This window comes from Burkholderia sp. BCC1977, from assembly GCF_905339595.1.
In the GTDB taxonomy this organism is placed as follows: Bacteria; Pseudomonadota; Gammaproteobacteria; order Burkholderiales; family Burkholderiaceae; genus Burkholderia.
Genome location: NZ_CAJPGQ010000020.1, coordinates 68,792 through 92,700, shown reverse-complemented (window position 1 = coordinate 92,700; position 23,909 = coordinate 68,792). Strand labels below are relative to the sequence as shown.

Annotated in this window: 23 protein-coding genes; 7 read left to right on the top strand and 16 right to left on the bottom strand. The window is 68.6% G+C overall.

Translation table 11 applies throughout. The annotated features are described in order from the left end of the window. Nucleotides 1–29 precede the first annotated feature (29 nt). Nucleotides 30–752, bottom strand: a complete 723-nt coding sequence (locus tag U5771_RS18230) for an LrgB family protein (protein WP_322025257.1) — start codon at nucleotides 750–752, stop codon at nucleotides 30–32. A gap of 13 nt (nucleotides 753–765) precedes the next feature. Further along, nucleotides 766–1,236, bottom strand: a complete 471-nt coding sequence (locus U5771_RS18225; protein ID WP_322025256.1) for a CidA/LrgA family protein — start codon at nucleotides 1,234–1,236, stop codon at nucleotides 766–768. Between the two features lie 140 nt (nucleotides 1,237–1,376). On the opposite strand from U5771_RS18225, the gene U5771_RS18220 reads away from it, so the two are divergent. Continuing rightward, entirely contained in the window at nucleotides 1,377–2,303 is a 927-nt protein-coding gene (locus U5771_RS18220) for a LysR family transcriptional regulator (RefSeq protein WP_322025255.1), read from the top strand. 62 nt (nucleotides 2,304–2,365) lie between these two features. Here U5771_RS18220 and U5771_RS18215 read toward each other — a convergent pair whose 3' ends face one another. Together U5771_RS18215 and U5771_RS18210 are read right to left on the bottom strand one after the other, a co-directional pair. Next, nucleotides 2,366–3,928 (bottom strand): DHA2 family efflux MFS transporter permease subunit, encoded by a 1,563-nt coding sequence (locus U5771_RS18215; RefSeq protein ID WP_322025254.1) that lies wholly within the window; start codon nucleotides 3,926–3,928, stop codon nucleotides 2,366–2,368. 175 nt (nucleotides 3,929–4,103) lie between these two features. Beyond that, nucleotides 4,104–4,592 carry a MarR family winged helix-turn-helix transcriptional regulator gene (locus U5771_RS18210; RefSeq protein ID WP_057927994.1) on the bottom strand — a complete coding sequence of 163 codons (489 nt, stop codon included), beginning with the start codon at nucleotides 4,590–4,592 and terminating at the stop codon, nucleotides 4,104–4,106. Between the two features lie 175 nt (nucleotides 4,593–4,767). Between U5771_RS18210 and U5771_RS18205 the strand changes: the two genes are divergently transcribed. Both U5771_RS18205 and U5771_RS18200 read left to right on the top strand, forming a co-directional pair. Then, nucleotides 4,768–5,052, top strand: coding sequence for a multidrug ABC transporter ATPase (locus tag U5771_RS18205; RefSeq protein ID WP_322025291.1), 285 nt, complete (start codon nucleotides 4,768–4,770; stop codon nucleotides 5,050–5,052). A gap of 274 nt (nucleotides 5,053–5,326) precedes the next feature. Further along, nucleotides 5,327–6,877 (top strand): efflux transporter outer membrane subunit, encoded by a 1,551-nt coding sequence (locus U5771_RS18200; RefSeq protein ID WP_322025253.1) that lies wholly within the window; start codon nucleotides 5,327–5,329, stop codon nucleotides 6,875–6,877. A gap of 36 nt (nucleotides 6,878–6,913) precedes the next feature. On the opposite strand, the gene U5771_RS18195 is transcribed toward U5771_RS18200, so the two are convergent. From U5771_RS18195 to gspG, 8 genes are read right to left on the bottom strand one after another with little or no spacing between them, the layout of a single operon-like run. Beyond that, entirely contained in the window at nucleotides 6,914–7,702 is a 789-nt protein-coding gene (locus tag U5771_RS18195) for a type II secretion system protein N (RefSeq protein ID WP_322025290.1), read from the bottom strand. 31 nt (nucleotides 7,703–7,733) lie between these two features. After that, nucleotides 7,734–8,240, bottom strand: coding sequence for a type II secretion system protein M (locus tag U5771_RS18190; RefSeq protein WP_322025252.1), 507 nt, complete (start codon nucleotides 8,238–8,240; stop codon nucleotides 7,734–7,736). Further along, a complete protein-coding gene (gene gspL, locus U5771_RS18185; RefSeq protein ID WP_322025251.1) occupies nucleotides 8,237–9,619 on the bottom strand; it encodes a type II secretion system protein GspL in 1,383 nt (460 codons plus the stop codon). Before gspL ends, U5771_RS18190 begins: the two co-directional genes overlap by 4 nt. Nucleotides 9,620–9,643: 24 nt before the next feature. Beyond that, a complete protein-coding gene (gene gspK / locus U5771_RS18180; RefSeq protein WP_322025250.1) occupies nucleotides 9,644–10,768 on the bottom strand; it encodes a type II secretion system minor pseudopilin GspK in 1,125 nt (374 codons plus the stop codon). Nucleotides 10,769–10,770: 2 nt separating this feature from the next. Next, on the bottom strand, nucleotides 10,771–11,475 hold the full coding sequence (locus U5771_RS18175; protein ID WP_322025249.1) for a type II secretion system protein J: 705 nt from the start codon (nucleotides 11,473–11,475) through the stop codon (nucleotides 10,771–10,773). Continuing rightward, nucleotides 11,453–11,887 carry a type II secretion system minor pseudopilin GspI gene (gene gspI / locus U5771_RS18170; protein WP_322025248.1) on the bottom strand — a complete coding sequence of 145 codons (435 nt, stop codon included), beginning with the start codon at nucleotides 11,885–11,887 and terminating at the stop codon, nucleotides 11,453–11,455. Before gspI ends, U5771_RS18175 begins: the two co-directional genes overlap by 23 nt. After that, the gene (locus tag U5771_RS18165) at nucleotides 11,884–12,432 is read right to left on the bottom strand and encodes a GspH/FimT family pseudopilin (protein WP_322025247.1); all 549 of its coding nucleotides are present in this window, start codon (nucleotides 12,430–12,432) and stop codon (nucleotides 11,884–11,886) included. The genes gspI and U5771_RS18165 overlap by 4 nt, the downstream gene beginning before the upstream one ends. Nucleotides 12,433–12,474: 42 nt before the next feature. After that, the gene (gspG, locus tag U5771_RS18160) at nucleotides 12,475–12,927 is read right to left on the bottom strand and encodes a type II secretion system major pseudopilin GspG (protein ID WP_322025246.1); all 453 of its coding nucleotides are present in this window, start codon (nucleotides 12,925–12,927) and stop codon (nucleotides 12,475–12,477) included. Between the two features lie 177 nt (nucleotides 12,928–13,104). On the opposite strand from gspG, the gene U5771_RS18155 reads away from it, so the two are divergent. Beyond that, nucleotides 13,105–13,515 (top strand): hypothetical protein, encoded by a 411-nt coding sequence (locus U5771_RS18155; RefSeq protein WP_322025245.1) that lies wholly within the window; start codon nucleotides 13,105–13,107, stop codon nucleotides 13,513–13,515. A 30-nt stretch (nucleotides 13,516–13,545) separates the two neighbouring features. Here U5771_RS18155 and gspF read toward each other — a convergent pair whose 3' ends face one another. The 3 genes from gspF to gspD are packed head-to-tail and all read right to left on the bottom strand — an operon-like array spanning nucleotide 13,546 to nucleotide 18,594. Further along, entirely contained in the window at nucleotides 13,546–14,763 is a 1,218-nt protein-coding gene (gene gspF / locus U5771_RS18150) for a type II secretion system inner membrane protein GspF (protein WP_322025244.1), read from the bottom strand. Nucleotides 14,764–14,767: 4 nt separating this feature from the next. Next, complete coding sequence (gspE, locus tag U5771_RS18145; RefSeq protein WP_415859415.1) at nucleotides 14,768–16,267, bottom strand: type II secretion system ATPase GspE; 1,500 nt, start codon at nucleotides 16,265–16,267, stop codon at nucleotides 14,768–14,770. Further along, nucleotides 16,264–18,594 (bottom strand): type II secretion system secretin GspD, encoded by a 2,331-nt coding sequence (gene gspD / locus U5771_RS18140; RefSeq protein WP_322025243.1) that lies wholly within the window; start codon nucleotides 18,592–18,594, stop codon nucleotides 16,264–16,266. Before gspD ends, gspE begins: the two co-directional genes overlap by 4 nt. 367 nt (nucleotides 18,595–18,961) lie before the next feature. On the opposite strand from gspD, the gene U5771_RS18135 reads away from it, so the two are divergent. Then, on the top strand, nucleotides 18,962–19,411 hold the full coding sequence (locus tag U5771_RS18135; RefSeq protein WP_322025242.1) for a lytic transglycosylase domain-containing protein: 450 nt from the start codon (nucleotides 18,962–18,964) through the stop codon (nucleotides 19,409–19,411). Nucleotides 19,412–19,569: 158 nt separating this feature from the next. Further along, nucleotides 19,570–20,883 carry a GTP-binding protein gene (locus tag U5771_RS18130; RefSeq protein ID WP_322025241.1) on the top strand — a complete coding sequence of 438 codons (1,314 nt, stop codon included), beginning with the start codon at nucleotides 19,570–19,572 and terminating at the stop codon, nucleotides 20,881–20,883. A gap of 144 nt (nucleotides 20,884–21,027) precedes the next feature. On the opposite strand, the gene U5771_RS18125 is transcribed toward U5771_RS18130, so the two are convergent. Continuing rightward, a complete protein-coding gene (locus tag U5771_RS18125) occupies nucleotides 21,028–21,306 on the bottom strand; it encodes an HU family DNA-binding protein (RefSeq protein ID WP_006401505.1) in 279 nt (92 codons plus the stop codon). A gap of 389 nt (nucleotides 21,307–21,695) precedes the next feature. Between U5771_RS18125 and mnmC the strand changes: the two genes are divergently transcribed. Further along, a complete protein-coding gene (gene mnmC / locus U5771_RS18120) occupies nucleotides 21,696–23,654 on the top strand; it encodes a bifunctional tRNA (5-methylaminomethyl-2-thiouridine)(34)-methyltransferase MnmD/FAD-dependent 5-carboxymethylaminomethyl-2-thiouridine(34) oxidoreductase MnmC (protein ID WP_322025240.1) in 1,959 nt (652 codons plus the stop codon). Nucleotides 23,655–23,909 lie beyond the last annotated feature (255 nt).

Here is a 23,909-nt window from a genome sequence, read left to right as displayed (position 1 = left end):
GGGCGGGCAGGGGGCCCGCCCGCGCATCGTCAGATCGGCAGCAGCGACAGCAGCGGCGCGATCAGCACCATCGCGACGCCCGCGATCATCATCGTGAGGCTCGACACGACGCCTTCCTCGTTGCCGATCTCGCGCGCCTTCGCGGTGCCCACGCCGTGGGCGGCCGCGCCGAACAATGCGCCGCGCGCGAGCCGCGTGCGCATCGGCACCAGCGCGAGCACGATCTCGCCGAGCAGCATCCCGCAGATGCCGGTTGCGATCACGAAGAGGGCGGTGAGGTCCTTCGGCGCATGGATCTTGTCGGACACGGCGAGCGCGAACGGGGTCGAGACCGAGCGCGTCATCAGCGAGCGCTGCAGCTCGGGCGACAGGTGCAGCAGCTTCGCGAGCAGCAGCGACCCGCACACGCCCGCGCCGATCCCGACCGCGACGCCGACCGACAGCGACAGCCAGTGGCGGCGGATCAGGTCGCGATACTCGTAGATCGGCACCGCGAACGCGATCGTCGCCGGGCCGAGCAGCCACATCAGCCAGCGCGTGTCGCGGAAGTAGACCGAATACGGGATGCCGGTCAGCAGGACGAGCAGCACCAGCACGCCCGGCACGAACACGAGCGGCGAGAACAGCAGCGTCTTCTTGTATGCGTAGAGCCGCTTCGACGCGAAATACAGGACGACCGTCAGCACGAAGCAGCCGACGGAGATCGCGGTATTCACCTGGTCGGCGGACAGGTTCGACAGCAGCGCGGGCATCACAGGCTCCGGCTCAGTGGGCGGTGGCGAGGCGTGCGCGGCGGCGTTCGGCGAACACGCGCTGGGCGGCGAGCCGGCGCTCGAGCTTCGCGGCGAGATCGACCGCCACCGCCACTGCGACCATCACGAACGCGGTGCCGGCGAGCATGACCAGCGCGATGCGCCAGCCGTCCTCGCGGAACAGCCCGCCGTACTGGACGGCCGCGACCGCGGCCGGCACGAAGAACAGCAGCATGTCGGACAACAGCCAGTTCGCACCGTCCTTCACCCACGCGGGCGCGACACGGCCCGAGAACAGCAGCGCGAGCAGCACGGCGAGGCCGATCACGCCGGACGGCACCGGCAGCCCGACCGCGCGCACCGCCCAGTCGACCGCCATCCACAGCACGCCGAGCGCGGCGGACTGCAGCACGATCCGGCTCGTACGCGCAACGTTGCCCGAAGCGGCGGGGCGGGCGGCGGCGGTGGCGGTCGGCTTGGTCATGGCGGGCTCCATACAGGTATTTCTGTCAATGGTGCAAGTATAGGGTTTCCCCTAACCATAAATAAAATGACTTGTCTCTATCCTTGTCATTCCAATTCGGAATTCATCTTGGTTCGTCGCACCAACTTGGGGAGTGATCGATGGAATTGCGCGCGCTGCGGTACTTCGTCGAGGTGGTCCGCCAGCAGAGCTTCACGGCGGCGGCCGACCGGTTGTTCGTCACGCAACCGACCATCAGCAAGATGGTGAAGGCGCTCGAGGACGAGATCGGCTCGCCGCTCTTGCTGCGCGACGGCCGGCAGATGGTGCTGACCGACGCGGGGCGGATCGTGTTCCAGCGCGGCCAGGACGTGCTCGCCGCGCAGGCGCAGCTGCAGTCGGAGCTGAAGGATCTGGGCACGCTCGGGCGCGGCGAGCTGACGATCGGCATTCCGCCGCTCGGCGGGTCGCTGTTCACGCCGATCATCGCCGCGTACAAGCAGCGTTATCCGAACATCGAGCTGAAGCTGTTCGAGCAGGGCGCGCGGATGATCGAGGCCGCGCTGATGTCGGGCGAACTCGAGCTGGGCGGGCTGCTGGAGCCGGTCGATCCCGCCACGTTCGAACGACTGCCGATGGTGCGCGCGCCGCTGTGGCTGGTCGCGCCGCGCGAGTCGCGCTGGGAGGATCACGCGGCCGTGCCGCTCGCCGATCTGGCGCGCGAGTCGTTCGTGTTCTACGCGGAGAGCCTCGCGCTGCACGATGCGGTGCTCGACGCGTGCCGGCAGGTCGGCTTCACGCCGTCGATCGTGAGCCGCAGCGGCCACTGGGATTTCATGGCCGCGCTCGTGCACGCGGGCGTCGGCATCGCGCTGTTGCCGGAGCCGTACTGCCGGCGGCTCGATGCGCGGCAGTTCACGTGCCGGCCGATCGTCGAGCCGGAGATCACCTGGGCGATCGCGCTCGGCTGGCTGAAGAAGGGTTATCTGTCGCACGCGGCGCGTGCATGGCTCGAGGTCGCGCGGGCGACGCTGCCGATCGCGTCGGGCGACGATCTGGCCTTCGGCGGATTGCGGGCGAGGGAGTGAGGCCCGCGACGCGGGCGGCAGAATGGACCGGCGAGCGGACCGGGCAGCGGGCGGGCGCGCGTTCAGTGCCCCATCGCCGGCCCCGCGCCCTTCTTCGGCTTCGTGATCCACACGAGCGCCGCGAGCGCGATGAACACGCCCGCCGACAGGTGGAAGAAGTCGTTGGTCGCCATCATGAAGCCCTGCTGCGTGACGAGCTGGTTGAGCTGCGCGTTGGCCGTCTGCCCGACGATCCCGAGCTGCGCGAGCGCGCCCTGGTAGTCGGTCGTGTTCTGCGCGTAGACGCTCACCGATTCCGACAGCCGCGCGTGGTGGTAGATCGCATCGTTCTCCCAGAACGTCGAGCTGGCCGCGGTGCCGATCGCGCCGGACAGCGTGCGCAGGAAGTTCGACAGCCCCGACGCGCTCGCGAGCCGCTCGTCGGAGATGCTCGACAGCGTGATCGTCGTCATCGGCACGAAGAAGCACGCGACGCCGATCCCCTGCACGAGCCGCGGCAGGATCACGTGGTTGAACGGCACGTCGAGCGTGAACGTCGAATTCCAGACCGACACGCCGGCGAACACGATGAACGCGAAGCTCGCGACCATCCGCAGGTCGAGCCGGTGCATGTTGCGCCCGATCAGCGGCGACAGCACCAGCGCGAGCAGCCCGACCGGCGCGGTCGCGAGGCCGGCCTTGCCGGCCGTGTAGCCCATCACCGTCTGCAGCCACAGCGGGAAGATCACGACCGAGCCGAAGAACGCCATGAAGCCGAACGAGATGATCAGCGCGCCGAGCGCGAAGTTGCGGTCCTTGAACAGCGACAGGTCGACCACCGGTTCCTTCTCGGTCGCCTCCCACACGAGCATGAACGCGAGCGACACCACCGCGATCAGCGCGAGCGCGACGATGAAGCCCGAATTGAACCAGTCGCGATCCTTGCCGAGGTCGAGCATCATCTGCAGGCACGACACGCCGATCACGAGCAGCGCGAGGCCGACCGCGTCGATCCGCTGCTTCGTCGTCCTGGTCTCGCGGCCGCGCAGCAGGAAGTACGCGCAGACCGCCGAGAAGATGCCGATCGGCAGGTTGATGTAGAAGATCCACGGCCATGTGTAGTTGTCGCTGATCCAGCCGCCCAGCAACGGGCCGAAGATCGGCGCGACGATCACCGTCATCGCCCAGAGCCCGAGCGCGAGCCCGCGCTTCGCGGGCGGGTAGCTGCGCATCAGGATCGTCTGCGACAGCGGCACCATCGGCCCCGACACGAGGCCCTGCAGCAGCCGGAACGCGATCAGCGTCTCGAAGTTCGACGCGAAGCCGCACAGCGCCGACGCGATCGTGAACGCGAGCACCGACAGCGTGAACAGGCGCACCTCGCCGACCCGCCGCGCGAGCCAGCCGGTCAGCGGCACCGCGATCGCGGACGCGACCGAATACGACGAGATCACCCACGTGCCTTCGCTCGTCGCGACGCCGAGGCTGCCCGAGATGGTCGGCACCGCGACGTTCGCGATCGACGTGTCGAGCACTTCCATGAAGGTGCCGAGCGCGAGCCCGATGGTGAGGAGCGCGAGCGCCCCGCCGGTGAGCGGCGCGGGTTGGGCGGCAGGCGGCGCGGCGGATGCCGTGGTGGCGGACATCGGAATCTCCTAGACGCGGCGCGCGCAACGCGCCGGCACAACGCACGGGCGCGCGATACCGCGCGTCCCGGCCGGGTGGAACGGATAGGGGGAGAGACGAAGCGCGTGCCTTGTCATCTTCTGCCCAGACAGAGAAATAAGCGAATGCTTAACCTAGACATCGGGCCTCCCGCGCTCAGCAATCCGGTTCGTCGGGCTTCGGGCAGCCGGCGTCGCCGGGCCCGTTGGCGATGAACCGCTGCAGCAGGCCGGTGAGCGTCGCGAGTTCGTCGGCCGAGAAGCCGGCGAGTTGCGCGTTCAGCGCGGTCGCGATCAGCGACGGCAGGGCGCGCGCCGCTTCGGCGCCGCGTTCGGTCAGCGTCAGCTCGATCACCCGGCGGTCCTGTTCGCTGCGTGAACGCGCGATCAGGCCCTTGCGCTCGAGGCGGTCGAGCATCCGGGTCATCGAACCGCTGTCGTACGACATCTTGCGCGACAGCTCGAACGGCGTGCGCGCATAACCGCGCGACAACAGCAGGATCACGCCGATCTGCTGCGCGGTGAGGTCGTACGGCTCGAGTGCGCGATCCATGCGCTCGACGAGCGCCTGCCGGGCCTTGGTCAGGTAGTAACCGAGGCTCGTTTCCAGTGCGATGGTGTCGGGATCGTAGAGGCCGCCGTTCATGCGATTGCGCGCGCAGCAACAGTGCGTTTCAGGTCAAAACGCGCCCAGTATCTTGAAAAATGATTGCTTAGTCAATATTATTTCGGTCAACCAGTTACGACGTGCATGCTGCACTGCCGGAGACGATGTTCTGACCGCCAAGCCCGCGCTGCCGGGCACCCCGAGGATGTTCGCGATGCTGTTCCTTAAAAATGCCGCCGGCGCGCTGCGCCGCAACCTGACCGATACCGCTCATCATGTGTTCTCCGGGCCGCACCGCGGCTGGAAGATCGCGCTGTACGTGACGATGCTGGTGGTACCGGGCGGATCGCTCGCGGCGCTCGGGTTCGCATGGTTCGATCATCGCCGGCAGCGCCACGCGAAGGGCGCCGCCCGCCGCACGAGCCAGCCGGCGGTAACGGAGCCGTCGACATGGCGGTCCGCCGCCGATGCCGTCCCGGTGCCCGTGCGCTGCCACTGACACCGCCCCGCCCCCATCGTCCCGACTGAACGCCGGCCGCGCCCCCGCGGCCCGCCGTCGTCCGCGTGCATTCGTTGCCGGTCTCGCACGCAAGCGATCCGTAATGACCGGTAAACCGGCTGGCCGCGCCGGTAACACATTCGTGCCGCCGCGCACCGTACCCTTAGGGCTGCGCAGCTTTCCCGCCGTCAGTTACCATTTGTCCGCCAGCGGCACGACGACCGCATCGCGCGACGCCGCTCGCCGGCCTCAGCACCCAGACAGGAAAATCACGATGCCGTACGCCCCCCTCCCGCGCGCCCTTCGCCCGCTGAGCGCCGCCGTCGCCGTTGCGACGGCCGTGCTGCTCGCCGGCTGCGCCGTCGGGCCCGACTATCACCGGCCCGACACGTCGATCCCCGCCGCCTTCAAGGAAGCGCCGGCCGGCTGGAAGGTCGCGCAGCCCGCCGACCGGGCCGACCGCGGCCCGTGGTGGACCGTCTACGGCGATCAACAGCTCGACGCGCTGATCGGCAAGCTCAACGCATCGAACCAGACCGTCGCGCAATCGGCCGCCGCTTACCGGCAGGCCCGCGCGCTCGTCACCGAGGCGCGCGCCGCGTATTTCCCGACCGTCGGGCTGACCGCGTCGGGCACGCGTTCCCGCGCGGGGCGCACGTCGTCGAGCTCGTCCGGTTTCAGCAGCAGCTCGTCGATCAGCGACAGCTACAGCGTCGGCCTCGACGCGAGCTGGGAACCCGACCTGTGGGGCAAGGTGAGCCGCAGCGTCAGCGCGCAGCGCGCCGGCGAGGCCGCCGCCGCGGCCGATCTCGCGAACGCGCGGCTGTCGCAGCAGGCGCTGCTCGCGCAGACCTACTTCCAGCTGCGCACGTCCGACGCGCTGCAGAAGCTGCTCGACGACACCGTGAAGTCGTACGGCGAATCGTTGAAGCTCACGCAGAACCAGTACGCGCAGGGCGTCGCCGCGCGCGCGGACGTGATCCAGGCGCAGACGCAGCTGCAGAGCGCACAGGCCGCGTCGATCGACAACGGCGTCGCGCGCGCGCAGTACGAGCATGCGATCGCGACGCTGATCGGCGAACCCGCATCGACGTTCTCGCTGCCGCCGAACCCGCTCACGGCGGAACCGCCGATCACGCCGGTCGACGTGCCGTCCGCGCTGCTCGAGCGCCGGCCCGACATCGCGGCGGCCGAGCGCCGCGCGGCGGCCGCGAACGAGCAGATCGGCGTCGCGATCGCCGCGTTCTTCCCGACACTCACGCTGTCGGCCACCGGCGGCTTCCAGAGCTCGGTGTGGTCGCAACTGTTCACGCTGCCCGCGCGGTTCTGGACGGTCGGCCCGCAGCTCGCGGCAACGCTGTTCGACGCCGGCCTGCGCGCCGCGCAAACGGATGCCGCGCGCGCGACCTACGACCAGGACGTCGCCGCGTACCGCCTCGCGGTGCTCACCGCGTTCCAGGACGTCGAGGACAACCTCGCGTCGCAGCGCATCCTCGCGCAGGAAGTCGACGTGCAGCGGCAGGCCGTCGACAGCGCCGAGCACGCGCTCGCGATCGTCACGAACCAGTACAAGGCCGGCACGGTCGCCTACCTGAACGTGCTGACCGCGCAGACCACCGCGTTCACCGCGCAGCAGAAGCTCGCGACGATCTCCGGGCAGCGGATGGTGTCGTCGGTCGGGCTCGTGAAGGCGCTCGGCGGCGGCTGGGATGCGTCGGACATGGCGCGCGAGACGGGTGAGATGGCGGCGCCGGCGCCGGCATCCGGTGCGGCGGCACCGGCCGCGACCGCACCGTCGGCCGCCGTGCCGCTCGCGCAGAAGTAAGACGGAAAGGGAGAGCGCGCCGCGCGCGTGAGCGCGTCAGCGCGTCGCGTCGCCGAAAATCAGCGACACCTGGTTGTCGCCGATCGGATGGCCGAGCAGGTTCAGCAGCCCCGCGAGGTTCGCCTGCTGCTCGGGCGCCGCATGCGCGGTACCGCGAAACGAACCCTGGCCGGGCCCGAAGCTGCCGTGCCCGTCGAGGAACAGCGGGCCCTGCGTCGTCGACAGGTCGAGATCGGCGCCCGCGCCCTTCGCCTGCAGCACCGCACGGTACGACCCGAGCGGCTTCACGCGCGACACGCGCGAGCTCATCGAATCGATCGTCACCGTCAACTGGCCGAACGCGTTGTTGCCGATCATCCGCCAGTCGGTCCAGCCGAGCCGCACGTCACCCTGCAGGTCGAGTGTGTTGAACGGCGTGCCGAGCCCGGCGAGCAGCGACGCGGGCACGGCCATCGCGCCCGCCGACAGCACCGCGCCGCGCCACGTCGCGTCGAGCGTGACGGCGTCGGGCATCGCCTCGGTCTGCCGCATGCGCATCCGCACGCGCCCGACCAGGAGCGGCCAGAAGCCCGTGGTCCATTCGACCCGGCCCGGCAGCAGCGTCGCCGCGCTCTGATCCGCGCCCGCGGCGAGCATCAGCGTGCCCGAACCGTGCCACAGCGATCCGTCCGGATCGACGAGATTCACGTGCCCGCCGGTCGCGCGCGCGAACTGCGGCGCGATCCACGCGGCCGGCGCGAGCGCGACGAGCGTCAGCGCCGTCGCGAACCCGCCCGCCACCACCCACGGCAATGCGGCGACGAGCCGCCTGATCCCTGGCCTCATCGGCCGACCGTCGCTGGTTTCATCCACTGCGTCATTTCTGCGTCGAGGGTTGCATCACGGCCGTCAGGTCGACCTGGCCGTCTTCCTTCAGCGCGGTCACGTGCGCTTCGCCGACCTGCACCTTGAACTGCCGGCGCGCGTCGTCGAGCCACTGCGTCCACACCGGGAACGGCACGTTCTTCATCTGGATCTGCACGCCGTTGCCGACGACCTGCGCCTGCGCGCCCTGCAGCCCGTGATCGGACAGCGACGCGGCGAGCGCGTCCTTCAGCGCGAGGCCGGTCGGCGCGACGCCTTGCGCGGCGGCCGTCAGAGACTTCGCCTCGTTGGCCTGCGCGGTCATCTGCGCGAGCTCCTGGCGCATCGTCGGCAGCGCGTGGCGGATTCGCGCGCGGCCTTCCTGCGCGGGCGACCACAGCACCGAATACGCGATCGCCACGGCCAGCACGGCGCCGCCCCAGCCGAGCAGCGTCCGTTCGCGCGGCGTGCGCTCGCCCCAGAACTGGGCCAGCGTCTGGTTCAGTTGTTCGGTCTTCATGAGCGGCTCCGGATCGTCCATTTGCCGGTGCTGCTGTCGACTTCGCCGGACAGCCCGTTGCGCGCGAGACGCTGCGGGAAATCGGGATCGACCTTGACCTCCGGCTTGAAGCCGACGTCGAGCCGCCGGTCGTGATAATCGAGCGACGCGATGCCGTTCAGCGGCAGCGCGCCCATCGAACGCGACAGCCCGCTCGACAACGCGAGGAAATCGTTCGGCGACAGCTCGCCCGCCGCGAGGCGCAGCTGGTCGAGCTGACGCTGCATCTGCGCGGGCGGATCGAGTACCGTGGTCGTCTTCGGGAATGCGGACAGCAGCGTCTCGGTGATCTGCGCGGACAGCGCGTCACGCTCGCGCGACAGCTTCCACCAGTGCAGGTTCATCCCGATCACCGCGACGGCGAGCGTGGCCGCGACGAGTGCGATCGGCACGCGCAGGCGCTTCACCGTCGCGCGGTCGAAGCGCCACGGCTGCGATTCGAATTCGAACTGGCACAGATCGAAGCGCTCGGTCAGCGCACGCCGTGCGAACGCGTCGAACGACAGCGGTTGCGCGCCCGGCAGCAGCGGGCCGTCGGCGCGTCCGACCGACGCGAGGCGCGGCTCCGCGCCCGGTTCGCCGAGTTCGTACAGCTCGACGTCGCCGCCGCCCGCGAGCGCGGTCAGCGTGCCGGCTGCGCGCGACGCGGGTGCCGCGAAACCTTCGCCGAGCGCGCCGCGCGCGACCGCGAGTTCGAGCCGCGGCGCACCGGCCGCCGCCAGCTGCGCGCCGGCTTCCACCAGCACCGGCTCGACCGTCGCCGCGAGGCCGAGCACCGCGGCCACTGCGGTCGGGCGCGCGTGCGGCTCAGCCGCATCCGTGATCGCTTCAGCTTGCGTGGCCTCACCGTCGGCAGGCGCATCCGGCGCATCCGGCGCAGCTTCCGCCGCCGGCGCGCGCGGCGCGGGCAGGCAGCGCGTCGCGGGCACCGCGCTCAGGTGCCGGTGGCCGGCTGCGGTAAACGCGTCGCAGATCGTGCGGAACCACGCGCGATCGACGACGGCCAGCACCCGGCGGCCGTCGGGCAGCGCGACCGGATCGAGCGCGATATGGCAGCCCAGCGGATCCTGGATCAGCTGATCCTCGACGATGTTCGGCAACGCCTGGCGCAGCTTCGGCCCCTTGAGCGGCGGCACGGTCGCGGCCAGCAGCAGCACGTCGCGCGCGGCGACGATCAGCACCGTCGCGTTCGCGCGCGGCAGCAGCGCGAGCGCGGCGCGGCCCGCGCGCTGCACCTGGCCGGCCTTGTCCACGAGCGTGAACGGCAGCTCGGGCCACTGCCATTCCTGCAACGGCACGGCCGGCTCGCGCGGCGGCAAAGAAACAATCAGCGTGCTCAAGAGCTCCTCTCCCGAATGGCGTCGTTATAGCTGGTCGCGGATGCGCACGACCCGCGTCGAGTGCGTGGTCGGATCACGATACACGAGCGAGGTGCGATCGACCTCCGCGCGATCGTGCTGAATCCGGCCATGCACGATGAAGTAACTCGAATTGACGTCGACGAGGCTCGAGTCGATCGTCACGTTCGGCGCGCCGGCGCCGCGCAGCGCGAGCTGCACGTCGCCGACGTTGCGGAAAAACACGGTCTCGCGACGCGACACCAGCGCCTGCGCGGACGACACGCTCATCCCCGGCACCAGCGCCGCGATCACCTCGGCCGGCGCGGTGTTCATGTTCACTGGCGTCGTGGTCGGCAGCACGGTGACGAACGGGCGCAGCCGCGCGACCATCTCGGGCGTCACGCCGTCGACGTCGAGCAGGCTGTCGACGCCGGTCATCACGAGCGGCGCGGGCCCGCGGTCGCTGTCGGACATCCCCGGTTCGTCGGTGAAGTTGCCGGCCATGTCGCCGCCGGGCACCGGCGCGGTCGCGGCCGTACCGGCGCCGGGCAGCGTCGGCGTCTGGAAACGCGTCGCGGAGTGCATCAGGCCCGCGCGCATCTGCAGCGCGATCCGCTTCGCGAACGCGCCGTCGTAGCCGAGCGTCGTCAACAGCCGCTGGAACGCCTGGAGCTGCGTCACGTTGAGCTGCAGCACGCCGGGCGCCGGCGACGACACGAGGTTGCGCAGGTTGTACTTCGCCTGCGCGTCCTCGATCGATCCGGAGAGGTAGGTGTCTTCGCCGCCGTTGTCGTTCGGCGCACCGATCCGGCCGAGGAAATCCGACAGCTTGGTCTTCGCGATCGGCACGGCCCAGATCCCGCCGAGATAGGTGATGCCGGGCGCCGTGTCGCCTTCGGAGCGCAGGATCATGCGCGTCCAGTCGAGCGCGCCGCGCGCGACCCACTGCGCCTGCGCGATCACGCGCTGGTTCTCGATGCGGCGAATCTGCACCTGCTGGCGCCACAGCATCCCCGACACGAGGATCGCCGACAGCGCGACGACGAGCAGCGCGGTGATGATCGCCGCGCCGCGCTCGCGGCGTGCGCGTGTATGGGCGCGTGCGGTGTCACGGACGGCGAGCCGGAAGCGGTGAGGGCGCGCGCGCATCGTCATTCCCCGACGAGGAAGATGCGCGTGACGGGCACGCGCAGCGACGTCGCGCCGATGCTCACCTGCAGCCCCGTCACCGCGCGCGACGGCGGCGCGTTGCCGATCTGCGGCACCTTCAGCGCATCGTTGTTCTGCGACAGCGCGTCGTTGGCCGTCTGCAGGTTGGTGGTCCAGCCGACGCGCGGCACGTACAGCTTCGCGTCGATCGCACCGACGCCGCCCATCAGCGCGACCCAGCTCCAGCCGTCGACGCTGCTGTCCTTCAGCACGTCGCGCAGGCGGTTCGCGTCGTCGAGCGGCGGCGACGCATAGCGCACGACGCGCCCGCCGGCGATCCGGTAGCGGACCACCTGCAGCCGCGGCGCGGCACCCGGCACGTCGAGTTCGCGGACGATCTGCAGCGTGTTGCCGGCGACGCCGATCGCCGGCTGGCCGGCTTCGTCGTCGGTCGCGGCGAGCCGCGCGTCGATGCGCATCTGGTCGAACATCTGCGCGAACACGCGCTCGTCTTCCATCGCGGACGCGACCTTGTCGCGGCCGCGCATGATCTGGTCGAGCCCGCGCCACGACAGGATCGCGACCACCGCGAGGATCGCGATCGCGATCATCAGTTCGATCAGCGTGAAGCCTCGCACGCGGCGCGCGCCGACGGCGCGCAGGGGCCGGCGCCGCATCGGCGCGTCAGAGCGGACGGCTGGTTTCATTCGCGACCACCGTCACCATTTGCGCGAGCACGCCGGCATGCTCAGGCATGCTCACCGACATCTGCACGCGCCGGAACACCGGGTTCGGCGTCGTGCTCACGCGCTGCGTGCAGACCAGCTGCACGTTGCCTTGCGAACAGTCGAAGCTCTGCTCGCCGACCTCCGGCCATGCATGCGTGAGGCGCAGCTGCGCGAGCGCGTTGTCGGCACTCCAGCCTGCGAGCAGCCGGCGATGGAGATCGGATGCGTTGGTCGCCATCGTGCCGACCGCGCGGATCGACGCGGCGAGCGCGACCGCGATGATCGCGAGCGCGACCAGCACCTCGATCATCGTGAAGCCGCGCCCCGAAGGAAGTCCCCTGGGGGGACGCGAGGAAGAAGCCGGGAAGGGCAGGCGACGACGCATCGTCATTGCACCTCGTAGCGGCCGTTGCCGGTGCCGACGATCGTCGCGCTGCCGGCCGCCGAATGCAGCGTCACGCGCACCGGCGTGTCGATGCTTTCGGTGCCGAACACGACGCGGCTCGCGCGCGTGTCGGATCCCGGGTAGTCGATATCGGCGCCCGTGACGCCACCGTCCCAGTCGCGCGGGCGCAGCAGGTCGTCGCGCAGCGTGCGCCAGCCGTCGGGCGAGCTCACGTCGAAACGGAAGCCGTGCGCGGTCGGCTGCCACGCGATCGGCCGCGCGCGCACCTGCGCTTCGTCGCCGGCCGACTCGAACAGCAGGGCGATGCGCTGCGCTTCCTCGCGCAGGTCGGTGCGCGGATTGCGCGTCAGCGACAGCGACGCGAGCGACACCAGCAGGCCCGCGATCACCAGCACGACCAGCATCTCGAGCAGCGTGAAGCCGCGGACACGCGCGGGTGCCGCGGTCACGGCCGCGCTGCGACGCACGCGGCCGGCGCGGGCATCGCGGCGAGCGCGAGCGGAGCGCAAGGGCGTGCGAAGGGCGGGCATGAAGTGAAGAACGGGGAGAGCGTCGGGCCGATCAGCGCAGGCTTACTGCCACGAACCGATGTCGGTGTCGTTGCTTTCGCCGCCTTCCTTGCCGTCGGCACCGTAGCTGAACACGTCGATCTCGCCGTGCACGCCCGGATTCAGGTACTTGTACCCGTTGCCCCACGGATCGTTCGGCAGGCGCTCGAGGTAGCCGCCGTCCTTCCAGTTGTTCGGGATCGGATCGGTGGTCGGCTTCTGGATCAGCGAATTCAGGCCCTGCTCCTGGGACGGATAGCGGCCGTTGTCGAGACGGTACAGCTTGAGCGCCTGCATGATCGTGCCGATGTCCTGCTTCGCGGCGATGCGGCGCGCCTCGTCGGGACGGCTCATGATCTTCGGCACGATCAGTGCCGCCAGGATCCCGAGGATCGCGACCACCACCATGATCTCGATCAGCGTGAAACCGCGCTGACGGCGCACGGCCGCATTACGGCGAGTGATCCACGTTTGCATGACTGACTACCTCTTTCCAAAAAATATCGTCGATTGAGTGACGCACCCGGCGTATTCCGGACGTTTGCCTGACGGCCAGCTTCCGTTTCCCCGGGCGCGGAGCACGCATTGTAAGGCGCGCATTGCCGAGGGCTTTCACCCAACGCAAATTTCACATACATCCGTACAATAGCGCGCATGAACGCGCTCTCGATCCGGATCCTCTCCCTAGCCCTCTTCGCGGGTTTGTGCGCGACGGCCACCTTCTGGGTCGTCACGCTGTCGGCCCGCGAAGCGCCGCTGCCCGCCGCCGCCGCGCGGTTGCCGATCCGCACCGAGGACGCCGCCGCGCTCTTCGGCGGACAACTCGACAAGAATCCCGTGCAGGACATCCATCTGTTCGGCATTCTCGCGCTCGATCACGGCAGCGCCGCGATCGTCGGCATCGGCGGCGAACCGCCGCGTGCCGTGTCGCTCGGCGCGGAGGTCACGCCCGGCGCGAAGCTCGCCGAAGTCCGCAGCCGCTCGATCATCGTCGACCGCAACGGCGCCCGCGCCGAAATCCAGCTCCCTGCCAACACGCCGTCCCCCGCGATCTACATGCGTTGAACGGCGCTGGCCTGACCGGCGGTCAGGCCGTCACTGCACCATGTTGTTCAGCTCGATGATCGGCAGCATCACGGCCAGCACGATCACGAGCACGATGCCGCCCATCGCCAGGATCAGCAGCGGCTCGAGCAGGCTCGTCAGGAACATCGTGCGCCGTTCGAGCTCGCGCGCCTCGCCTTCCGCCGCACGGTCGAGCATCGTCGTCACGTCGCCCGTCGCTTCGCCGGAACGGATCAGGTGCACGAGCACCGGCGGAAACGTCTTCACGTTGTTCAGCGCGCGCGACAGCGCGGAGCCTTCGCGCACGCGCACGATCGCATCGTCGATGTTCGCGCGCATCGCGCGGTTCGACAGCGTCTCGCCGGCCGCCTGCAGCGCGCGCAGGATCGGCACGCCGGCCGCGGTCAGGATCCCGAGCGTGCTCGCGAAGCGCACCGTGTTGTAGCCGCGCACGAGCTTGCCCGCGAGCGGCGCGGTCAGCACCCAGCGGTCGAACGCGAGCCTGGGCCCGTCGCGTGACAACGTCGCCTTCACGAACCACACCACGAGCGCGACCGCGATCAGGATCGCCCACCACCAGTGCCGCACGAAATCCGACAGCGCCATCATCACGACCGTGAGGATCGGCAACTGCTGCTTGGTGCTCGCGAACACGTTGACGACCTGCGGCACGACGTAGCTCAGCAGGAACGTGACGATGCCGAACGCGATCAGCGTGACGATCCCGGGATACGTGAACGCGAGCAGGATCTTCTGCTTCAGCGCGTTGCTCTGCTCGATGTAGTCGGCGAGGCGCGACAGCACGATGCCGAGCTTGCCGGTGTGCTCGCCCGCCGCGACGAGCGCGCGGTAGATTTCCGGGAAGTCGCGCGGATGCTGGCCCAGCGCATTCGCGAGCGAATGGCCGCCGAGCACTTCCGCGCGGATCGCGGCCATCAGTTCGCGGATGTAGTCGCGCTCGGCCTGCTCGGTCAGCACGCCGAGCGCCTCGTCGAGCGGCAGCCCCGCGATCAGCAGGCTCGCGAGCTGGCGCGTGAGGATCGCCTGCTCGCGCTGCGACAGCTTGCGGCCGAACGCGAGGCGCTGCGAGCGCGCGCCGCGGCTCGCGCTGGCGGCCGGCTCGACGACGAGCGGCGTGAGCCCCTGCGTGCGCAGCTGGCCGCGCGCGGCACGCGCGCTGTCGGCATCGATCACGCCCTTCTGCGCGCGTCCCGCCGAATCGATTGCTTCGAAACGGAATGCCGACATCGCGCTATGCGCCTCCCGTCACGCGCAGCACTTCCTCGAGCGACGTCGCACCGGCCGCGAGCCAGCGCTCGGCGTCGTCGCGCAGCGTGCGCATCCCTTCCGCACGGCCCGCGGCGAGAATCTCCGCATCGGCCGCGTTGCGGTGGATCAGCGTGCGGATCGAATCGTCGACCACCAGCAGTTCGTACACGCCGCGGCGGCCCGTGTAGCCCGAATGCCCGCACTTGTCGCAGCCGACCGGATGCCACACGGTGCGGCCTTCCTCGTGCCGCTCTTCCTTGCAGACCGGGCACAGCTGGCGCACCAGCCGCTGCGCGAGCACGCCGAGCAGCGACGACGCGAGCAGGTACGGCTCGACGCCCATGTCGGTCAGACGCGTGACGGCCGATGCCGCGTCGTTGGTGTGCAGCGTCGCGAGCACGAGGTGGCCCGTCAGCGATGCCTGCACCGCGATCTGCGCGGTTTCGAGATCGCGGATTTCGCCGATCATGATCACGTCCGGGTCCTGGCGCAGGATCGAACGCAGCGCACGGGCAAAGGTCATCCCGATCCGCTCGTTCACCTGCGTCTGGCCGATGCCGGACAGGTCGTATTCGATCGGGTCCTCGACGGTCATGATGTTGGTCGTCGCCGTTTCGAGCCGCGACATCGACGCATACAGCGTCGTCGTCTTGCCCGAACCGGTCGGCCCCGTGACCAGCACGATCCCGTGCGGGCGGGCGATCAGCTTGTCGAACTGGACGAGCGTGTCGCGGCCCATCCCGAGCGCTTCGAGATTCAGGCGCTGCGCATCCTTTTCCAGCAGACGCAGCACCGCACGCTCGCCGTGCCCGGTCGGCAGCGTCGACACGCGCACGTCGACCGGCCGGCCGCCGACGCGCAGCGTGATGCGGCCGTCCTGCGGCAGGCGTTTCTCGGCGATGTCGAGCTGCGCCATGATCTTGATCCGCGAGATCAGCGCGCCGTGCAGCGCCTTCTTCGGACGCACGACGTCGCGCAGCGTGCCGTCGACGCGGAACCGCACGACCGATGCATTCTCGAACGGCTCGATGTGAATGTCCGACGCCTGTTCGCGCGCCGCTTGCGTGAGCAGCGCGTTGATCATCCGGATGATCGGCGCGTCGTCTTCCGATTCGAGCAGATCCTCGACTTCGGGGATGTCCTGCATCAGCCGCGACAGGTCGACTTCGCCTTCGACCTCGCCGACGATCTGCGCCGCACTGCCGTCCTGGCGCGCGTAGGCCTGGTTGATCGCCTGCGCGAGCTCGTCGGCCGGCACGCGATGCACGGAGATCGAGCCGAAGTTGCGCGCGATTTCGGCGAGCGCCGCATCGTTCGTGCGTTCGCTGATCCACACCTCGAGCGTGTCGTCGAGCTGGTGCGCGATCAGCACCTGGCCGCTCTTCGCGAAGCCGTACGGCAACAGGCGCGCGGCCAGCGGCGACGGCGGCTGGCGCTCGCCGGGCGCGCCGTCCTGGGGCGAGGACGCGAGCACGTCGCTCACTGCGAGGCTCCCGGCGTGGCGGTCAGCGGTTGTTGCGGCACCGACTGCTGCGGCACGCTCTGCGGCTGCACCGGTTCAGGCGCGGGCACCGGGGCCGGCGCGGGAACGGGCGCGACCTGGCGCTGCAGCTGCTGGCGACGCATCTTGTCGAGATCGAACAGGTTCCCGGCGGGCGTGCCGCCCTGGCTCGGGCCGAGCGGCATCGGCGGGACGACCGGGTCGTCCTTGTCGCGGATCACGTTGTTGTCCGACTTGTACGCGCCCGTCACGCCCTGGATGTAGTCGTAGCGGTTGGCCGTGACTTCCTGCGCGGTACTGCGATCGGAGATGATCACCGGGCGCAGGAACACCATCAGGTTGGTCTTCTGGCGCTGCTTCGATTCCGAACGGAACAGCTGGCCGATCCACGGGATGTCGCCGAGCAGCGGAACCTTGCTGTTCGACACCTGGTAGTTGTCCTGCATCAGGCCGCCGAGCACGATGATCTCGCCGTTGTCGGCCAGGATCGTCGACTGGATCGAGCGCTTCGTGAAGGTCGGGCCGGTCTGCGCGTTCGTGGTGCTGCTGACGACCGCCGAATCCTCCGTATACAACTGCAGCTTCAGGATCCCGCCGTCGGTGATCTGCGGCTTCACGTGCAGCGTCAGGCCGACGTCGCGACGATCGTAGGTATTGAATGCGTTGCTCGTCGTGCCGCTCGTCAGGTTCGAATACGACCCGGTCGCGATCGGCACGTTCTGGCCGACGACGATCTTCGCTTCCTCGTTGTCGAGCGTGATCAGGTTCGGCGTCGACAGCACGTTCGCGTCGCTCACGCCCGAGAAGTACTGCAGCAGCGCACCGAGCCCCTGCACGCCGAACATGTTGTGCAGCCAGCCGATGTTGAGGCCCTGGTTGAGCGACGAGAGATTGGCGGCCAGCCCGGTGGTGGCGGCCGTGCCGCCCGTCGTCAGGTTGATGATGCTGTTGCCCGCCACGCTGCCGGCCGTGGCCGCCAGGTTCGTGCCGCCGAGGAACTGGCCGCTCGCCACCTGCCACTGGATCCCGAGGTTGCCCTGCGTCGTCGAGTTCAGCTCGACGATCAGCGCTTCGATGTAGACCTGCGCGCGCCGCGCGTCGAGCTGGTCGATCACCGAGCGCAGGTTCCGGTAGACCGGATCGGACGCGGTGATGATCAGCGAGTTGGTCGCCGCGTCGGCCTGGATCATCCCGCCCGGCTGATTGTCGTCGCTCTTGTCCTTGTCGCCGCCGAGCAGGCCGGCCGAACCCAGGCCGCCGCTGCCGGACGAGCCGCCGTACGACGACGAGGACGACGAACCGCCCAGGCCGCCCGACGGCAGCGGCGGGGTGCCCGACGTGCCGGTCGAGAAGTTGCCGCTCGACGACGAGCCGCCGCTCTGGTTGAAGCTGTTCGCATCGTTGGACGACGCCGACGAACCGCTGTCGCTGCCGCTCTTGCCGAGCATCCCGCGCAGCGTCTTCGCGAGCTTCACCGCGTCGGCGTTGCGCAGCGGCACGACGTGCATGTTGCCGGGCACCGCGCTCGGCGCGTCGAGCTGCTGCACGAGGCGCTTCGCGGCCGCGAGGCGCGAGGCGCTCGAGGCGCGCAGCATCAGCGAGTTGGTGCGCGGATCGGCCGTGACCGACACCTTCAGCGTCGCGTCGCTGTTGCCGATCGCACCGGGGTCGAGCATCTTCTGCAGTTGCGCGGCAAGGTCGATCGCGTTCGCGTTGCGCAGCGGCACGACCTGGACCTGCGCGCCGGCGGCGCTGTCGACGCCCGAGATGATCTGCGCGATGCGGCGCACGTTGTCCGCGTAGTCGGTGACGACGATCGTGTTGTTCGCCGGGTAGGCGGTGACCGTGTTGTTCGGCGAGATCAGCGGCCGCAGCACCGGCAGCAGGTTGTTCGCCGATTCGTTATGCAGTTCGAACACCTGCGTGATGATCTGGTCGCCGCGCGCCTGCGGCGCATTGCCGACATAGGTCGGCACGCCCTGCAGCTTCGCGTCGGCCTCCGGCACGACCTTCAGCACGCCGTGATCCTGCACGAGCGCGAAGCCCTGCATGCGCAGCGCCGACTGCAGCGTCTTCAGCGCCTGGTCTTCCGGCACCGGCCGTTCGGCCACGAGATTGAGCTGCCCCTTCACGCGGGGGTCGACGATGATGGTCTTGCCGGTTGCGGCGCCGATCGCCTTGGCGACCTGGTCGATATCCGCATTCACGAAATTGAGCGTGACCTGAGCGTAGGCGGCCTGCGAGACGATGATGCCGGCGACGATCAGGGTCGTCGCGACGCGCCGCATAACGAAGCGATTTCTTGTCATGGATGAATGGGTCGATGCCGGCTCAGGCCACTTCCGGCGGTAGTGCTGGGATCCAAGTCCTAAAGAGGCGACATTAGCAGTTTTTCATGTCCGAAATATCACATTGATCCGAGGACTGTCTCACATACGACATGTATCCGACGCACCGTATGCGATATGTAAGATTTCGGCGCCGCCCCGGCATGACGGCCATCGCCGCCGTTTTGCGATGAATCGACACGGAAATGCGGTATAACCGGGCTGCCGTCTTTTGCATGTCGCCATCTCACGGACTGCCGGTATGATACGGTCGGCGCGTTTCAAGTCGCACGAATAACAGACACGGGTTTTCCCGATCTTTGCGTCATTCCCTTTTCGTTTCCGCACCATGAACAGACGGTTCGCTTCGATCGCGTGGATCGCCGCCGGCGTGTGGTTCGCCTGCGGAAACGCTCGCGCGGATTGTTTCGACGAGGCCGCCCGGTACCAGAAGGTCAATCCGTTGATCCTGCGCGCGATCGCGTGGCAGGAGTCGCGCAACCGGCCCGACGCGCTGAACAAGAATACGAACGGCTCGGTCGACTACGGCCTGATGCAGATCAACTCGATCCACCTGCCGACGCTGTCGCGCTACGGCATCGGCCGCGACACGCTGATGCAGCCGTGCAAGAACGTCTACATCGCCGCGTGGCACCTGCGCCAGAAGATGAATCGCTACGGCAACACCTGGCAGGCCGTCGGCGCCTATCATTCCGAAACGCCGTCGCTGCGCGACAAGTACGCGCGGCAGATCGCCGGGATCCTGGCGCAGTGGAAGCTGCTGCCGCCCGAGCAGTGACGCGGCGCCGCGGCGCGGACTGACGCCATGCCGCTCGGCCGGCGCGCGTTTGATGCACAATGCGGGCTCACGCCGCGGTTTCGACCGGCCCCGGGCCGATCGCGCCCCGCCAGGGCGCCGCGGCCGCTTTCTCATCTTTTCCGTTGGTGCAAATCGTTATGAATCCGGCAATGAACCAGCCGTTGCCCGTCACCGTGCTGTCCGGTTTCCTCGGCGCCGGCAAGACCACGCTGCTCAATCACATCCTCGCGAACCGCGCGGGCCTGAAAGTCGCCGTGATCGTCAACGATCTCGCGGCGGTCAACATCGACGCATCGCTCGTGCGCGATGCGCAGGCGCTGTCGCATGTCGAGGAACGCCTCATCGAGATGTCGAACGGCTGCATCTGCTGCACGCTGCGCGACGACCTGCTCGTCGAGATCCGCAATCTCGCGGCGGACGGCCGCTTCGACGCGATCGTGATCGAATCGACCGGCATCGCGGAGCCGATGCCGATCGCGGAAACCTTCACGTTCGTCGACGACGACGGCGCATCGCTGTCGAGCGTCGCGCGCCTCGACACGCTCGTCACCGTGGTCGACGCCTACAATTTCCTGCGCGACTACGGTTCCGACGACGCGCTCGCGACGCGCGGCATCGCCGCATCGGACGAAGACGATCGCACGCTCGTCGAGCTGCTGATCGAGCAGATCGAATTCTGCGACGTGCTGGTGATCAACAAGACCGACCTCGTCGGCGCGGAAGAACTCGCGCGCCTGCAGCACATCCTCGCGCGGCTCAACCCGCGCGCGCACCAGGTCGTGTCGACGTTCGGCAACGTGCCGCTCGGCGAAGTGCTGAACACCGGCCGCTTCGATTTCGATGAAGCCGCGAACGCGCCGGGCTGGCTCGCGTCGCTCGATCACGATCACACGCATTGCGACGATCCCGAGTGTCACGATCCGCATCACGCGCACGTGCATGGCGAAGCCGACGAATTCGGTATCGGCAATTTCGTGTACCGCGCGCGCCGGCCGTTTCATCCGGCGCGGCTCTGGGCGCTGCTGCATCAGGAGTGGCCGGGCGTACTGCGCAGCAAGGGCTTCTTCTGGCTCGCGACGCGCAACGACATCGCGGGTTCGCTGTCGCAGGCGGGCGGCGTATGCCGGCATGGCCCGGCAGGGCTCTGGTGGGCCGCGCAGGATCGCGCGGAATGGCCGGACGACGACGAGCTGCTCGCCGAAATTCGCACGGAGTGGCAGGGTGACCTCGACGACCGTTCGGTCGGCGATCGCCGTCAGGAACTCGTGCTGATCGGTATCGGGCTCGATGCCGACGCATGGCGCGCGAAACTCGACGCATGCCTGCTCACCGATGCGGAATTCGCGCTCGGTGCGACGCAATGGACCGCGTTCGACGATCCGTTCCCGGTGTGGGATGTCGATGCGCACGACGACGAAGATCCCGGCGACACGCAGATCGTGCACGCGTAATACGCGGTAAACCGCGGTAAAAACGGCCTGCGAAAGCTAACCGTTAAATCTTGCAAGAGTGGCGCGAACTGTGGCGAAAATGCCGCGCGCGCCCAACAAAAAACCCGCCGAAAGGCGGGTTTTTTTCCTGGAACAGGCGCTGGATTAACGCTTGTTGACGGCGTCCTTGAACGCCTTGCCAGCCGTGAACTTGACCGTCTTGGCTGCCGGGATCTTGATGGTTTCGCCGGTCTTCGGGTTGCGGCCCGTACGTGCTGCGCGCTTGCCCGAACCGAAGCTGCCGAAGCCGATCAGCTGAACCGCATCACCCTTCGACACGGCCTTCTTGATGACTTCGAGCAGCGTGTCCAGCGTTTCGCCGGTTTGAGCCTTGCTGGCGCCCGTTTGGGCGGCGACGGCGTCGATCAGTTCCTGTTTGTTCATTAAGGTTCCTTTTTCAGGTTAGGTTTGACACGAACAGCGCGAACGCGCCGATTATACGTGCGCGAACCGTGCCGTCGAGAGACAGACTCCGACGACACAGCGCCGAATCCTGGCCCGCGCGACGTGCCGTCCGGCTTGCCGGCGGCCACCCCGCGGTACGGCGTTGCTATGATAGCGCAGCGCAAACCCAATAACGACAAGGGTTTCAAAGATTTTCATCGGTATTTCGCCGAATGAATCGTCGATTGCCCGTTTTTTGACCTGCGCCAACCGGACAGGATACGCAGCCGGGTCCGCTGCCGCGCAACCCCGTTGGTTTTTGCCAACGGCCCGCCGGACGCCTCCGCGCAATCCCTTGCCTGGCTTGGCTGCCACGTTTTTTGTTTCGCATGCCCGACCGACTCGTTCCCGCCACGCTCGTCCGCCGCGACGACGGCATTCTCGTCTCGCCCGAGTACGGCGAACTCCCTCGCGACGCGTCGCGCGCACGCGCGCACGCGAACCGGATGCTCGCCGGCAACGGGCTGCCGGCCCGCTGGCAGGGCCGCCGCACGTTCACTATCGTCGAGACGGGATTCGGCACGGGCGGCCATTTTCTCGCGACGTGGGCCGCGTGGCGCGACGATCCCGCGCGCTGCGAGCGGCTGCATTTCGTCGCGGTCGAACCGCATCCGTTCTCGCGCGAGGACCTGCGCCGCATCGCTTCCGATATAGTTGCTAACACAACCATATCGGAAATTGCCGATGCGCTGATCGACGCGTGGCCGATGCTTGTGCCCGGCCTGCATCGGCTCGAATTCGACGCAGGGCGCGTGGTGCTCACGCTTGCATTCGGCGATGCGCGTGACATGCTGCAACGGCTCGTCGCGCGCGCCGATGCGTTCTATCTCGGCAACGTCGTGTCCGCCGCGTACGGCGATTTGCTGTCGGCCGACGTGACGCGTGCACTCGCGCGCCTCGCCGGCGAAGGCGCGACCTATGCGACGCATTCGCACGACGATGCCGTGAAACAAACGCTCGAGGAAACGGGTTTCACGAGTCGCAATGTCGACGATTGCGCAGGCGAACCCGCACTGCGTGTCGGCGAATATGCGCCGCGCTGGCGGATGCGCCGGCACGAACCGCCTCGCGCATTGCCGGTGGCCGCGCGCGACGCAATCGTGATCGGCGCGGGCCTGGCCGGCTGCGCGGTCGTCGAACGGCTCGCCGCACGCGGCTGGCACGTCACGCTGATCGAGCGGCACGCGCGGATCGCGAGCGACGCATCGGGCAATCCGGCCGGGGTATTCCATCCGCTGATGACGCGCGACGACAACGTCGCGAGCCGCCTCACGCGCAGCGGTTTCCTGCATGCGCTCGCACGCTGGCGCGCACTCGAGAATGCGGGCCATGCGTTCGCGCGCAGCACGCGCGGGATGATCCATCTCGCGGAATCGGCCGACGATTTCGTGCGGATGCGCGATGCGTTCGACGCGCTCGGCGCACCGTCCGACTATGTGTCGCTGCTCGACACCGACGCCGCCCGCGCGCATCTGAACCTGCCGGTCGCACATGGCGGCCTGCTGTTTCCGCACGGCGGTGCCGTATCGCCGGCCGGGCTCTGCGCCGCACAAGTCGCGGCGGCCGGTGAACGCGTGACACTGCTGGCCGGCACGGAAGTCGCGCGACTCGAGCGTGATGGCGACACGTGGTGCGCCGTCGACGCGGCAGGCGCGACGCTCGCCGAAGCGCCGGTCGTCGTGCTCGCCAACGCGGGCGACGCGGTGCGTCTCGCGGGCCTGCGGCATGTCGCGCTGCAACCGGTGCGCGGCCAGCTCACGCTGCTGCCGCCCGGCAGCACGTCGCCGCTGCCGTGCCCGGCGATCGGCGACGGCTACGCGGTGCCGCTCGACGACGGCACGCTGCTGATCGGCGCGACGTTCGAACCCGACGACCTCGATCCGGCGATGCGCACCGCCGGACATATCGAGAATATCGAGCGTGTCCGGCATCTGCTGCCCGGCCTGATCGGCGAGTTGCCGGACGTCGATACGCTGCGCGGGCGCGTCGCGTTTCGCTGGGTCGTCGCCGACCGAGTGCCCGTGATCGGCCCGCTCGCCGACGAAGCGCAGGCCGTCGCGAACGCGCGCGCGCTGAGCGGTGCGAAGGCGCGCGACCTGCCGCGCACCGCGGGCCTCTACGGCGCATTCGGCTACGGCTCCCGCGGCCTGGTGTGGGCGGCGCTCGGCGCCGAACTGATCGCGTCGCAACTCGAAGGCGAGCCGTTGCCGCTCGAGCGCGAACTCGCCGATGCCGTCGACCCGGCCCGGTTCCTGATCCGCGCGCTGCGCGGCCGCCAGATCGGCTGATCTCGTCAGCCGAATCCTCACAGTTCTTCGATTTTTCCGTGCAAGGTTATCCACGCGACGCTGTGGATAACCGCGCGGAATCCGCACGCACTTCGTGTGCAATCACAGTGGACGTAAACTGGGCAACTCGGCACAGCTGTGAAGCGCCCCGAAAGTTGCTCAACTCAAACCTCTGTGAGCAAACAGCCTGTGCAACGGGTTATGGCCGCGCCAACACCTTGATCTTGCTGCGTAAACCGAAGTTATCCACAGAAC

Coding starts and splice junctions, on each gene's coding strand:
- U5771_RS18230 (WP_322025257.1), bottom strand. CDS start 752: ATGCCCGCGCTGCTGTCGAACCTGTCCGCCGACCAGGTGAATACCGCG.
- U5771_RS18225 (WP_322025256.1), bottom strand. CDS start 1,236: ATGACCAAGCCGACCGCCACCGCCGCCGCCCGCCCCGCCGCTTCGGGC.
- U5771_RS18220 (WP_322025255.1), top strand. CDS start 1,377: ATGGAATTGCGCGCGCTGCGGTACTTCGTCGAGGTGGTCCGCCAGCAG.
- U5771_RS18215 (WP_322025254.1), bottom strand. CDS start 3,928: ATGTCCGCCACCACGGCATCCGCCGCGCCGCCTGCCGCCCAACCCGCG.
- U5771_RS18210 (WP_057927994.1), bottom strand. CDS start 4,592: ATGAACGGCGGCCTCTACGATCCCGACACCATCGCACTGGAAACGAGC.
- U5771_RS18205 (WP_322025291.1), top strand. CDS start 4,768: ATGCTGTTCCTTAAAAATGCCGCCGGCGCGCTGCGCCGCAACCTGACC.
- U5771_RS18200 (WP_322025253.1), top strand. CDS start 5,327: ATGCCGTACGCCCCCCTCCCGCGCGCCCTTCGCCCGCTGAGCGCCGCC.
- U5771_RS18195 (WP_322025290.1), bottom strand. CDS start 7,702: ATGAGGCCAGGGATCAGGCGGCTCGTCGCCGCATTGCCGTGGGTGGTG.
- U5771_RS18190 (WP_322025252.1), bottom strand. CDS start 8,240: ATGAAGACCGAACAACTGAACCAGACGCTGGCCCAGTTCTGGGGCGAG.
- gspK (WP_322025250.1), bottom strand. CDS start 10,768: ATGCGCGCGCGCCCTCACCGCTTCCGGCTCGCCGTCCGTGACACCGCA.
- U5771_RS18175 (WP_322025249.1), bottom strand. CDS start 11,475: ATGAAACCAGCCGTCCGCTCTGACGCGCCGATGCGGCGCCGGCCCCTG.
- gspI (WP_322025248.1), bottom strand. CDS start 11,887: ATGACGATGCGTCGTCGCCTGCCCTTCCCGGCTTCTTCCTCGCGTCCC.
- U5771_RS18165 (WP_322025247.1), bottom strand. CDS start 12,432: ATGCCCGCCCTTCGCACGCCCTTGCGCTCCGCTCGCGCTCGCCGCGAT.
- gspG (WP_322025246.1), bottom strand. CDS start 12,927: ATGCAAACGTGGATCACTCGCCGTAATGCGGCCGTGCGCCGTCAGCGC.
- U5771_RS18155 (WP_322025245.1), top strand. CDS start 13,105: ATGAACGCGCTCTCGATCCGGATCCTCTCCCTAGCCCTCTTCGCGGGT.
- gspF (WP_322025244.1), bottom strand. CDS start 14,763: ATGTCGGCATTCCGTTTCGAAGCAATCGATTCGGCGGGACGCGCGCAG.
- gspD (WP_322025243.1), bottom strand. CDS start 18,594: ATGACAAGAAATCGCTTCGTTATGCGGCGCGTCGCGACGACCCTGATC.
- U5771_RS18135 (WP_322025242.1), top strand. CDS start 18,962: ATGAACAGACGGTTCGCTTCGATCGCGTGGATCGCCGCCGGCGTGTGG.
- U5771_RS18130 (WP_322025241.1), top strand. CDS start 19,570: ATGAATCCGGCAATGAACCAGCCGTTGCCCGTCACCGTGCTGTCCGGT.
- U5771_RS18125 (WP_006401505.1), bottom strand. CDS start 21,306: ATGAACAAACAGGAACTGATCGACGCCGTCGCCGCCCAAACGGGCGCC.
- mnmC (WP_322025240.1), top strand. CDS start 21,696: ATGCCCGACCGACTCGTTCCCGCCACGCTCGTCCGCCGCGACGACGGC.